This window comes from Peribacillus sp. ACCC06369 (assembly GCF_030348945.1).
Classification (GTDB): Bacteria; Bacillota; Bacilli; order Bacillales; family DSM-1321; genus Peribacillus.
In genome coordinates this window covers 2,876,644-2,889,956 of sequence record NZ_JAUCEN010000002.1, presented here as the reverse complement: position 1 = coordinate 2,889,956, position 13,313 = coordinate 2,876,644, and the positions used below count along the sequence as shown (strand labels likewise).

General features: G+C 38.8%; 8 protein-coding genes. All 8 read left to right on the top strand.

Annotation, left to right across the window (positions count from 1 at the left end; genetic code table 11):
• Positions 1-275: 275 nt before the first annotated feature.
• The 8 genes from QUF78_RS14825 to QUF78_RS14790 all read left to right on the top strand — a co-directional run bounded on the left by QUF78_RS14825 (position 276) and on the right by QUF78_RS14790 (position 13,063).
• On the top strand, positions 276-2,117 hold the full coding sequence (locus QUF78_RS14825) for a sigma-54-dependent Fis family transcriptional regulator (protein ID WP_289325258.1): 1,842 nt from the start codon (positions 276-278) through the stop codon (positions 2,115-2,117).
• A 233-nt stretch (positions 2,118-2,350) separates the two neighbouring features.
• Positions 2,351-3,481, top strand: coding sequence for a histidine kinase N-terminal domain-containing protein (locus QUF78_RS14820; protein ID WP_289325257.1), 1,131 nt, complete (start codon positions 2,351-2,353; stop codon positions 3,479-3,481).
• 843 nt (positions 3,482-4,324) lie between these two features.
• Positions 4,325-5,743 (top strand): amino acid permease, encoded by a 1,419-nt coding sequence (locus QUF78_RS14815; RefSeq protein WP_289327325.1) that lies wholly within the window; start codon positions 4,325-4,327, stop codon positions 5,741-5,743.
• A 259-nt stretch (positions 5,744-6,002) separates the two neighbouring features.
• Positions 6,003-6,761, top strand: a complete 759-nt coding sequence (locus QUF78_RS14810) for a hypothetical protein (RefSeq protein WP_289325256.1) — start codon at positions 6,003-6,005, stop codon at positions 6,759-6,761.
• Between the two features lie 287 nt (positions 6,762-7,048).
• A complete protein-coding gene (locus QUF78_RS14805; RefSeq protein ID WP_289325255.1) occupies positions 7,049-8,044 on the top strand; it encodes a cation diffusion facilitator family transporter in 996 nt (331 codons plus the stop codon).
• Between the two features lie 290 nt (positions 8,045-8,334).
• On the top strand, positions 8,335-9,078 hold the full coding sequence (locus tag QUF78_RS14800) for a Cof-type HAD-IIB family hydrolase (protein WP_289325254.1): 744 nt from the start codon (positions 8,335-8,337) through the stop codon (positions 9,076-9,078).
• Between the two features lie 169 nt (positions 9,079-9,247).
• The gene (locus QUF78_RS14795) at positions 9,248-10,246 is read left to right on the top strand and encodes an NAD(P)H-dependent flavin oxidoreductase (RefSeq protein ID WP_289325253.1); all 999 of its coding nucleotides are present in this window, start codon (positions 9,248-9,250) and stop codon (positions 10,244-10,246) included.
• Between the two features lie 420 nt (positions 10,247-10,666).
• Positions 10,667-13,063, top strand: coding sequence for a YhgE/Pip domain-containing protein (locus QUF78_RS14790; protein WP_289325252.1), 2,397 nt, complete (start codon positions 10,667-10,669; stop codon positions 13,061-13,063).
• Positions 13,064-13,313 lie beyond the last annotated feature (250 nt).

The following is a 13,313-nucleotide window of genomic DNA, read 5'->3' as shown; positions in this document are numbered from 1 at the left end:
AAAAACCAATAAAATCAAGGGAATTGGATCGAAGGAAGTCACCTAACTGTTCCACTTTGGAACAGTTAGGTGTTCCAGTATGGACCAAAAACGTTTAATACTTGGCAAAAAGGCAATTTTCATTTTGGTGGATATCTGAATTTTCTGTTATAATTAAATTATATGGATTACCCCTTAATACTCTTAAACTGAAGATTGTTTAGAGTTGCCTAATTGAAATTGAATCGAAAAACAGTGGCAGTTTACTGGATTTTACATACGGGAGGACTTATTCAATGTCTATTAATATTAGCGCGGATAAAGGAACCGTTCCGGCATTTATTCAAGAATCATGGAAGCGGTGCCATTCAAAAGGACTTCAGCCTAGCACGATGGATAAGGAAGATATGCTTGGCGCATTTGAGTTGGCCGAATACCACGATCAATATGCAGAACTGCTGTACCATTCTTCCCCCATTTTAGAGGAAGTTCATAGCTCGATTAATGGCTTGGAGTCCATTTTATTACTTGCTGCTCCTGAAGGTTATATCATCGAAACAGTTGGCGATCCAGCTTTCGTTCGGCATGCAGATAATGTTTCCCTCAGAAAAGGGGCCAATTGGCTAGAGGAATCAAAAGGGACAAATGCAATAGGAACAGCCATTATAGAGAAAAAACCCGTATTGATTCATGGCAATCAACACTTTCATCAGGATAACCATTTCCTTACTTGCGCCGCTTCCCCCATTTATCACCCTGATGGGCATCTGCTTGGTGTCTTGAATTTAAGCAGCCATCAACAGAATTATCATCCTTTTTCCATTAGCCTGGTTCAGAGGGTGGCTGATAGCATCAAACAAGCACTCTTATTGTCACATTCTCAAAAAAGGGAGAAAAACCTTTATTTTATATATGATCAATACCCTGATCCTCTAATCACCCTTGATAAAGAGGGAAAAGTTACAAATCTCAACATTGCGGCGTCCAAAGTTATTGGCACATTGAAAAAACCGATACCGAATATAATATCAAGATTAGACCCGCTTGTTTTAGAACAGAAGATTTCAATAAAAGACCAGGAATACACAGTTCAGACCCTTGGTAAAAATATAGAAAATCAGTCCTCCGTGATCCTACGGTTAAAAAAACAAAAATTGAATGATGGTTTAACTAATCGATATCAATTTACCGATATAATCAGTAATGATCCACAAATGAATCAAACCATATCCATTGCCAAAAGGGCAGCAACACTTGATATCAGTCTTCTAATCACTGGAGAAAGTGGAACGGGAAAAGAACTGTTCGCTCAATCCATTCATGGGGTTAGCTTAAGAAGCGATAAACCGTTCATCGCTATAAACTGCAGCGCAATACCCGAGAACTTATTGGAAAGTGAGTTATTCGGGTATGAAAAGGGTGCCTTTACTGGCGCAAAAAGCGGCGGACATAAGGGGAAGTTCGAAGCTGCTGATGGCGGAACCCTGTTTTTGGATGAAATCGGGGACATGCCGCTTCCAGCTCAAGCGACTCTGCTTCGCGTGCTTCAGGAAAGATGTGTGACCCGTGTCGGTGGACATGCTTCCATTCCAATCGATGTAAGGGTCATTGCCGCCACAAACAAAGACTTACAAAAAGAAATTGAAGCAGGGGAATTCCGTGCCGATCTATTTTTTCGCCTGTGTGGATTATCGTTAAAACTTCCAAATCTCAGGAGTCGTAAAGATTTATTACTGTTAGCAGAATACATTTTAGAAGGTTTAGCATATAAGAGCGAACATACCGAATTAACCCACGAAGCTAAAACATTCATTTTGGAATATTCGTGGCCAGGAAATTTCCGTGAATTGCAAAACGTGCTCGGACAGGCTGCATTCCTAGCTGATAATGGTCCGATTACAAGGGACTTACTCGAGGCACTTTGCCCTGTTTCTTCCATTACACTTGAAGAAAAGGCAAATGCCGATCGAGAACCAAGAAACTTTCGAGAACAAGAAACCAAACTTATCAGGAATGCCTTGGAACGAACAAATGGAAATATCAGTAACGCCGCAAAACAACTTGATATCGGCCGAAATACACTTTATAGAAAAATGAAAAAATACGGAATGAACTTTCAAAAAGTAAGAGATTCTTAGGATATAAAAAGCAGGAATGAAGAGTTTCCTTTTTATGAAAATCTCTGACCTGATTTGGTCGTTTCTTTGTTATCGCAAGCAACTATATGCGGACCAGCAAACCTTGTCTCCTTACAAGCTACTTTTCATCTTCAAAACAATAAATAATGAAGTGCAGGAAATCAAAATCTCATATAGAATGATGTTATTGATATAGTATCTAAAATTCCGCAAGGGGATGTGTGGTCAATAGTATGGAGTTGTCATCTGAACATAAGGAGTATAAAAATGTTTTGATTCGATATCTGGAAGAAAATGAATCTTTGTTTTTAAATGAATGGAACGAGACCATTAAGATCAATGAAATAGACCCCTACAAAGAAAAAGTTAAAGAAAATGGATATGGGATGTACTCACTGGTCATACAAACGTTCAAGGAGGCATTGTCGGAAGACGTGCTGATAAGGTTGGCTTACCAGGTTGCAAAAGAACGTCTTGAAGCAAATATTAACATCGGGGATTTTCTATATAATATCAATTTAGGGAGAAATATCATAATCAGAAATGTTTTTGGGACGAATATCCCCATTTATTATATGCAGAAATTCATTAATGACATTAACTTGCACTTTGATTCGTTCAGCTATCATGCAGTAACGAGATATACGAATCTAACAAATGAAGTGATTGAGGAAAAAAAGTCTTATATAAGTGAAAACCACAAAGATAAATTAGCGGTACTGGGACAGATATCTTCAAGCTTTGTACATGAGTTCCGAAACCCGCTTACAGCTATCATGGGGTTCAATAAATTATTGAAGCGGGAGAATCCAGGGTTGAAATATTTGGATATCATTGATTATGAATTAAATCAGTTGAATTTCAGGATAACCCAATTCCTCCATACCTCCAAATCTGATTTTAATGAGGAACAAAGAGAGGAAATTTCCGTATTAAAGTTAATTGAAGAAATACAAGAATTGACTTATGCGAATATTGTGGATGCCAGCGTTAATGTGGAAATAGATATTTATCCAAACTTAGTCATGACAGCGAGCAAGGATGGGTTAAAACAAGTATTCTTGAATCTTTTCATTAATTCCATTGATGCTTTAAAGGATAGGGAACACCCTAGAATTTTGAGGATAAACTCTTTAATTGAGGCGAATGAAAGAATAATTCGAATTTCTAATAATGGACCGGCCATTGCCAGTGAATTGATCGAATCTATTTTTGAGCCCTTTGTCACAACAAAAGAGTTAGGAACGGGAATTGGATTATACGTATGTAAAAAGATCATTGAAAGTAATGATGGATATATGAATTGTGACTCTAATGAAAATTTGACCACATTCAGCATCCATTTCCCAATTGTTCAGTACTAAATTTTTATAATGATTTGATACATAACCTACAGGACTTTACATACAGCTTTATTCATACATATCCTTATTTTCCGAAGCATGTAGTAGGTCTTGGATTAGTAGCGGATGCATATCCCGGACGAAGAATCAGTCTTAGTGGAAATAAATCCATTTGGAAGATGTCAAAATTCATAATTTGGATTTTGGCATCTTATTTTTATCGCCCCCCCTTAGTCATTTTTTCACATTTTATGAAAAATATCCTAGAATCCACCTTGAAATTTTTAGTCGATAATTTTTGTCGATAATTTAAAAGATATCAATTAAATTGTCATTTTTTAATTCGAATGTGAATCAAAAGGGGGGAATAATTAATTTATGAATCATATATTGTATTTTTGATTCATTATTGAATCAAATTAAATTCACAAAAGCGTTAAATCCTATTGAACTAACCATCCTTTTTTTGGCATGGATATTGCTTTAATAAATATGTATAAATTTATTTGGAGAGAGGGTGCTTTTAGAAAGATATGGCAAGGGTGTGAAATTATATTTTATACATAACAATAAGTAAAAAGAGCAAAATCCATCAAGGATCATTATACTTTTCGCGTGTTTCGTTTAGGGGCTGTAGATAGAAAAAGAGGAAGTTTAAATGGGAAAAGCGGATAAGGTAAATAGTATAAGCGTTACAGCATACATATAACTTTTTTCTTAACGACCAAATTTGGCCTCATAAAAGCATTGGTGAAACAGGGGGATAGACTGCAAACATTGTTTTGAATGAAAGATTTCTACTAGGGTACCCATGAGCAGTAGTTTTCTGCTTGCAAAACGTTAAATTGACAGTTTTAGAGGATGGTGACAATAGTGGCTTTTCAAACAAATGAACTGAAACATGGTCTCAAGACCAGGCATGTCACAATGATTTCTATTGGAGGGGTCATTGGGGCAGGACTATTTATCGGAAGCGGAACAATAATAGGTTCAGCAGGACCTGGTGCTATTATATCGTATATAATCGCAGGATTGATGATCGTGCTCATCATGCGCATGCTGGGTGAAATGGCTGTGGTGAACCCTGATAGCGGATCCTTTTCAACATATGCACATCAGGCAATGGGCCCTTGGGCCGGATATACGATTGGCTGGTTGTACTGGTTCAACTGGGTTATCATTATTGCTATAGAAACAACTTTATTGGGTACTATGGTTCATGATTGGTTTCCTGCCATACCCATGTGGGCTGCTAGTCTTTCTTTCCCTATTTTAATGATGGTTACGAATATATATTCAGTCAAAGCTTATGGTGAATTTGAATACTGGTTAGCTTTCATGAAAGTGACAGCCATTGTCATCTTCCTATTCCTGGGTGCAGCGATGATTTTTGGATTTGTTCCTGGATTTGATTCACCAGGACTTGCCAACATTACCGGAAATGGAGGGTTTTTTCCAAATGGTTTTCTTCCGGTCCTCCTTAGTGTGATATTCATTACCTTCTCTTTATCGGGTAGTGAGGTTGCTGCCATTGCTGCAGGAGAGTCTGAAAACCCTGAAAAAAATATTATTAAAGCCATAAACGCTGTTGTATGGCGTCTCCTTCTTTTCTTTGTCGGCTCAGTGGCTATTTTAGTTATCGTAATCCCACAGGGGGCTGAAGATTTACTGAAAACCCCCTATGCCAGCGTTTTTGATATGGCAGGCCTCCCGGCAGCGGGTCAAGTTATGAATATTGTAATCTTCATATCATTGCTTTCTGTTTTGAATTCAGGGCTATATACAAGCTCACGTATGTTATACTCTTTAGCAAAAAAAGGTGATGCACCGAAAATCCTATCCCGTGTGAATAAGAGGGGAATCCCGATTTGGGCGTTAATGGCATGTGTTTTCTTTGCTTATGTGTGTACGACATTTAAATTTGTTTCCCCTGATAAATTGTTTGCTTTTCTCGCAAATAGCTCGGGAGGAGTCACTATGATCATGTATATATTTATCGCTTTTTCTCATCTGTATTTGAGGAAAAAGACTGAAAAAGAAAATCCCGGAACACTTAAAGTGAAAATGTGGCTATTCCCTTACTTAACCTACGCGACTATTGCAGTATTATTTATTATATTTGTTGCTCAAGCATTTATTGATTCCATGCGGTTGCAATTCTTTCTTACAAGCCTTCTCACGATTCTTGTTATAGGGTCATACTTTCTGTTTTATCATAAGAAAAATGTAATGACTCCTGAACAAGACGGTAAACTAAAAAAAATTCAAGTTAAAGAAGGGTAAAGGATGTAGTCGTTTTTGTCCAAGGAGAAAAGATTGACTATTCTAATAAAAGTGCTGCTCTTAGTGAGCAGCCTTTTTTCTAGTTTAAAAAAGATGGTATTCATTGTATGGGGGGAATTGAAAGATGTTCGGAACTCTGAATGCCATCACTTCTGAACGATTTTTAGAGGGGACATTCAATTATGATAAACTCATTCATTTGCAACTTTGAAATCCTTTGCTAGAATATAATCTATAGAAAAGATTAGGAGTGGTGACTGTGGCTGAAACTCCAGCTGAAGATTTGATTCATTATATCGCACCAAGAGGAGAGTATATCCCTTTTTTAGATGATACGGACTATATCGCTAAAGGAATGGAGTGGAAATTATTCACTGCCCGTTCGGTTAAAAGAGAACTATTATATAAAAGCGGCAGTTTTCAAGGGAAAGTCAAATTGGCAGGTTATGAACAATATGGAAACGGTCTTGACACGGTGGTCGTTGAATTTGAGAATGGAAAGCTTAGTTGCATTAACCCTTCCTATTTAAAGGAAATGCAAAGCTCCAGTTTCGGAAAAGAGTTGTTGAGCGGACCGGTTTCCGAAACATCCGCAGTTCCAAGTGAAGAGGAACAGGTGATGGAAGCCCCAATTACGGAAACATCGGATCAGCTAAGTGAAGAACCAAAAAAAGCAAAAACCAAAAGTAAAAAGGCGACAGCAAAACCTAAGTTGGATTTACCTGGGGAAAAAGTGCATTTCACCGCAACTGTCAAGGAGTTCACGGCGAAAATGAACCATTTCACTGGTGAAGAAGATGAAGTCATACTCTTGGAGAATGTCAAGGTGACAACGGAACCTGAACTGACAATCGGTGATGCTTGGTGTGGATATAGCAAGACATTAAAAAAAGCTGAGCTCGAAGAAGGGGACGAAATCGAATTTGATGGAAAAGTGGTCGATAAAAAATACAATAAAGAAATACGATATAAAGTAAATAATCCATCTAAGTTAGTGAAAAAGGGGATGGAAGCTTAAAAAGGGAGTAAGCAACTGCTTACTCCCTTTTTTTGTAAGGATCTCAAATCGCATTAATCAGTTCCGAATAAAAAGAATGAGTTTTTTGTGACCTTATTAGAATTTATGCGTCCAACACTGGAATATAATCGTGTGTGGGAGATACAACATATAAAAAACATAGTAATGCCAGTTATTCTGAATTCGTTTAGTTTGGAGTTTTTCCCTTTAGTGGTTTCATATATTCCAGTGTTGGGGATAATACACTAAGATAATGGATTTATTTAAAGATAAGGGGGGGCATTAATATGAAAGAATTATTCCGTTTATTAAAACAAGGTAATAAATCGGCGTTCATTGCTGCATGTGTGAATAGTATCATCGCTGTGCTAAAGGGAATTGCTTATTTCATGACAGGAAATGTCGCTATGTTCGCTGAAACCTTACATACTTTGGGAGATGCTGCGAATCAGTTTTTTGTCTTCATCGGTTCTGCACTTAGTAAAAAGTCACCAACTGATCGATTCCCTGATGGCTTTGGGCGTTTGGTTAACCTCGTTTTATTAGGGGCGGTTTTGGTTGTCGGGATCATGTCTTATGAAACCATTAAAGAAGGGTTTCATCACATATTGCACCCAGTAGAATCAACTGGAATCATTATTAACTTGTCCGTTCTTTCGTTAGCTGTTGTGTTGGAATCATATGTTTTATTTAAAGCGATGAAAGAAGTGGTGCATGAGACTGGAATCGAAGCTAAAGGTACAGCCGTCATTTTTAAGAGTTTTGCTGGTTTAAAAAGAGCAAAACCAGCGACGAAATTAGTATTCATGGAAGATATGGTAGCAACTGGAGGTGGAGTGCTTGCGATAATTGCCATCTTATTAGCAAACTTCACGCCCTTCATTCAAGCGGAAGGTGTTGCTTCTGTCATGATTGGTCTCGGTATGTTCTATGTGGTTGGAAGGGTTTTCCTTGATAATGCTGCAGGCGCTCTTGGGGAAGCGGATATAGAAATGCGTCAAAAGATTGGTTCTATGGTCATGGGTGACCCAGATGTAAGGGATATACAGAAACTGGCCGTAATAAAAGAAGGGGAGGACTTTCATGTTGAACTTGAAGTGGAACTTGATCCCCATATTTCAATCGCCCAGGCTGATGACATCAAAGATCGCCTGTTTAATGAGATATTCAAGGAAAGAGGAGTCACGGATGTCATCATAGAATTTGATGAAAATGACGGTATTCCAAAATGGGAAGGTCAGATTAAAAAAGAATTGAATGAAATGGAAAAAGATGGGAAGTAGAGAATGTTTAGAGTTCTAGAATACAAAGTGTTCGGATAAGGATAAATTTATATTTAATCGAATCCGGATTGATGCTCAAGGTCACAAAAAATGATGTGACCTTGTTTCACGACATTCATTTCCATATACTAATTCATAAAAACATCAATACCTATTTTACAATTGGAAATGGAAAAATCACAACCTCCATGGTAATGCTTGTTCAATACTTCACGTTCTTTCCATGTGCATGCAAAATAAGCTATCATGGACATAGTTACATAAGAAGGATTAAGGAAGGGTGAATAAGAATGAAGAAACCTGATATTAAATTAGTTGCACTTGACATGGATGGCACTCTTCTAAATATTGCAGGAGAAATATCCGAAGAAAATAGGAGAGCGATTAAAGAAGCCGAAAATCAAGGGGTTTTTGTTGTATTGAGCACGGGAAGATCCTATGCTACATGCAGTGATTTTGCCAAGTCAATGGAACTCCAATCATACCTCATTACGGTAAACGGAAGCGAAATTTACGATAATCAAGGAAAACTGGTGGAAAGGAATATCGTCGATAGTGAGTCCATACAGTGGATGTGGGAATTAAGCCAAAAACATGGTACGCATTTTTGGGCAATTAGTTGCGATAATATTTACAGAGCTGAAATGCCTGAAAAAATCCATGATTCGCAGTGGCTTAAATTCGGTTTTGATACAAATGATGAAGGCATCCGCAAAATCATCATGGATGAACTGTTATCAAAAGGAACTTTTGAAATAAGCAATTCAAGCCCAACGAATATTGAAGTGAATGCCATGGGAGTCAATAAAGCGAAAGCGATAAAGCTTGTATGTTCATTCCTCGATATTACTATGGATAATGTTATGGCGGTAGGAGACAGCCTTAATGACCTTGCCATGATTTCTGAAGCAAAAGTGGGAGTGGCAATGGGAAATGCCCAAGAAATTGTGAAAGAAAAAGCAGATTGGATGACAGCAACCAACGAAGAAGACGGTGTGGCTAAAGCCATTCGTAAATGGGTGCTTTCAAATTGAATCGATACTGTATATGGGCCCTTTTCCATATACAGTTTTTTATGAAATGGCTTGCATGATGATGAAGTTCAGCTCCTGAATTAATTTCTTGAAAATTGTGTATTTTAGAAGTATGATTATCTTGTAGTGTTATATTTTGGTAATATATTAAAAATGGGAGGTTTCATAGATGAGAAGAAGTTTGCCTGAACATTGGTGGAATCAATTATCTTTACCAGTTATCTCAGCACCTATGTTTTTAATATCCGGTCCTGAGTTAGTGAAAGAATGCTGTTTGAATGGGGTGATTGGCTCTTTTCCAGCGCCGAACGCGCGGCCAATAGAGGTACTGGATCAATGGATGGGTGACATAAACGACACATTGAATGCAGCAGGGGAGAAAGAACCAGGCTCAAAGATTGCTCCATGGGCAATGAATATGGTTGTCCACCGTACTTATAGCCGTCTTGATGAAGAATTGGAACTGGTCAAAAAACATCAGCCTCCCATTGTCATTACATCATTAGGTTCACCAAAACATGTGGTGGATGTGGTACATAGCTATGGCGGTTTGGTCTTTTCGGATGTCAGCTCTGTGGAATTTGCAAAAAAAGCTGCCGAGTCAGGTGTGGATGGATTGATCTTAGTTGCTGCGGGAGCCGGCGGTCATGCGGGTGAGATAAATAGTTTTGCTTTCGTTGACAGCGTAAGGACATTCTGGGACGGAATCATTTTGCTTGCAGGATCAATTAGTACTGGTCACAGTATTTTGGCGGCTCAGGCTGCAGGAGCAGATCTGGCTTATATGGGAACACGTTTTATCGTGGCAAAAGAGAGCAGGGCAAATGATGAATATCGTGAAATGCTTGTCGATTCTGATCATGATGACATCATCTTGACTGATGCATTTTCAGGCGTTAATTGCAATATGCTGAAACCGAGCATCAGAAAGCAAGGCATGGACCCAAAACAATTAGCAAAAAAAGAAAAAGTCGACTTTGACAGCATGTCCAAATCATCTGACTCTAAAGCGTGGCGCGATATTTGGTCAGCAGGTCATGGTGTAGGGGCGATTAAAAAAATAGATACCGCTGCCGGCATCATAAAACAATTAGAAAAAGAGTATCAGGAATCCTTAGAGAAATTGACTGGGCAGGCGGAAAAATTAAAAGGCATCATATCAAAATGATATGAAAGCGCTTCATTTAATTATGCGAATATAGCTTATTTTCACACAAAAAAGGTGTCCATAATGGATGCCTTTTTTTGTGTGAAATATCAGGGCTAATTTTTCAGCTGATGATAAAAGAATTATTCAGCCATAAATGCAATGTGTATAGGATATATAAAGAAAAATAGTGAATTTAGGATGTAAGACAGTGAAAAAATATTGATAAAAAGATGGATAAATGTTATATTATTTTCGTGATAATGACCGAATGAACGATATAGTCATTAGTCATTTTTTGTTTTGAACGTAATATATAGATAAAGGATGATAAATATATATTGCAGAAGCAATTGACTTAATTATGTATTCTTCAATCCGTTTTTCACTGAAATAGATTAAATAAACGGCATATTCGTCGTAAAGGAGGACTTGGTAGGCGTGTTAAAATCTTTAAAGGGTGAATTTTTAGCCATTATAAAACATCCTATGATACTCATTTCCATAATCGGGATCATAATGATTCCCTTGTTATACAGCGGCACGTTCCTTTGGGCATTTTGGGATCCATACGGTAAGGTGGACCAATTGCCAGTTGCCATTGTCAATATGGATGAAGGTGCCGAGTTCAATGAATCGGAACTTACAATAGGAAAAGACTTAGTCAAGGAGTTAAAGGAGAAAAAGGATTTCGATTGGCATTTCGTCAGTCAAAAGGAAGCCAATGAAGGTCTGAAAAATCAAGATTATTACATGAAAATTGAAATCCCGAAAAACTTTTCGAAAAATGCAACGACCTTACAAGAGGACAATCCGGAAAAACTGGATTTAATTTACACGTCCAATGAAGGGTTCAACTATATATCTACTAAAATAGGTGACGCAGCTTCGGAGAGAATCAAAGGTGAAGTTTCGTCAGCCGTTACGAAAACCTATGCGGAGTCAATGTTCGACAATTTGAACGAAGTGGCTGACGGACTCAAAAGTGCCAGTGATGGAGCTGGAGAATTGAAAGACGGAACAGATACAGTGAAGAACGGATCAAGTGAACTTGGTGATGGGATTAACTCTGCTAAAGAAGGTTCTAAAAAAGTGGATGAAGGAATTGATTCCGTTCATTCAGGTTCTGTAGAAATCCATGAAAACCTTGAAAAACTAGCCGAAAAATCATTGACCTTTTCAAATGGGGTAGGTTCCGCAGCTGCAGGATCAAAAGAGCTTAATCAAGGGTTACAACAGTTTAGCTCTGGTGTTGGACAAATGAAAGATGGGCAATCCGAGCTTTTGCAAGGAGCCAAGAAATCTGAAGCGGGTACCGGTGAATTGGCATCTGGACTGCAGCAGTCATTAGAGGGCTTCAATCAAATAGAAGAAAAGCTGCCCGCTTTGACAGAGGGGGCAAATGGCGTGGCCGCTGGTGCTGATCAGCTGTCAGGTTCATTGTCTGAATGGAGTGCAGCATCGAGCGAAGCGAAAGTGGGGGCTTCTGAAGTTTCAGCAGGTTTGGAAGAAGTTATTTCCGGATTGAAACAACAATCCGAAGCTACTGATGATCCTGGCGAGAAAGCGCGTTTGGATGGAGTGATTGCTTCTCTAACCCGCATAAGCGAAGGCAGTAAAGGAGTTTCTGAAGGAGTAGGGAAACTATCAGCCAGTGCATCCGAAATTGCTAAGGGCTCAAACAGTCTTAGTGATGGCGCAAATCAGTTAGGTGAAGGCTCAAGTGCGCTAAGCGGTGGTTTTACTCAATTGAAGCAAGCTCAGGATAAACTTGCCAATGGAGCGAATGAACTGAAAAATGGTCAAGGTCAATTGGTTTCTGGATTGACGACGTTTGGCGATAGTATAGATTCAGCACAGAGTGGGCTTGGTCAGTTAACCGAAGGCAGCAACAACTTGGTAAGCGGACTTGATCAACTTGAAGATGGTTCCAAGCAATTATCAAGTGGAACCTCACAGCTTTCGGACGGTTCTAAAGGTCTAGTTACAGGAACGGATAAGTTGAAAGAAGGTTCATCCAGCCTTACTAGTGGTATGGGAGAACTGGCCAATGGAGCTATCAAGTTACAAGATGGAATTGCCAAACTTTCAGATGGATCTGAAGAATTACATGACGAATTGAAGGATGGGGCAAACGAAGCTGGTAACATAAAATCAAATGAAGAAGTATATGACATGTTCGCAAGTCCAGTTAAAGTGGATAAATTGCCAATAAATAATGTACCGAACTATGGCACTAGTTTTGCACCATATTTAATTTCATTGAGTTTATATATCGGGGCTATCGTTCTGACGATCATATTCCCGTTAAGAGATCCTGCTGTTAAGCCTGCAAGTGGATTTAGCTGGTTTATTAGTAAATACAGCGTCATGGCCCTCATAGGAATCTTTCAAGCCGTATTGGTGGACTCGATTTTAATTTTAGGACTTGGAATTGATGTTACGAGCCTGCCGCTGTTTTTTGCAGTAAGCATTCTTGCTAGCTGCACATTCATGGCTATCATCCAGTTCCTGGGTTCAGCCTTTGATAATCCTGGCCGGTTCATAGCATTATTAATTTTGATTCTTCAACTGACCAGCAGTGGCGGAACATTCCCGAATGAATTGGTTCCTGGCTTCCTGCAAGGGTTCACACCATTCTTACCGATGACTTATTCGATTAATGCTTTCCGAGCAGTCATCTCAACAGGAGATTATAGCTTCATGTGGCATAATCTTAGCATATTGGCCATATTCCTTGTTGTGGCATTATTATTATCACTCACGTACTTTATTTTCCGGTATAAAAAATTGAACGGCGTATTAAATGAAAAACAGGAAGATGCAACTGTACAATGATCAAAAAAAACAGCGACCCGTCATGGGTCGCTGTTTCAGACTGTAGACAAACTCGATGAAAATCGAGTTTGTCTACAGTTTTTTTATGGGTGTACAATTTAGACGTTGATTTCCGCTCCAGGCACTCGCTTTCCGCGGGCGGTCCGGGAGCCTCCTCGGCGCCTTTGCGCATGCGGGGTCTCCCCTGGACGCGCTTTTCCCGCAGGAGTCTCTCACCTTCCGCTCCAATCAACTTTGTTTTAACTTTTAG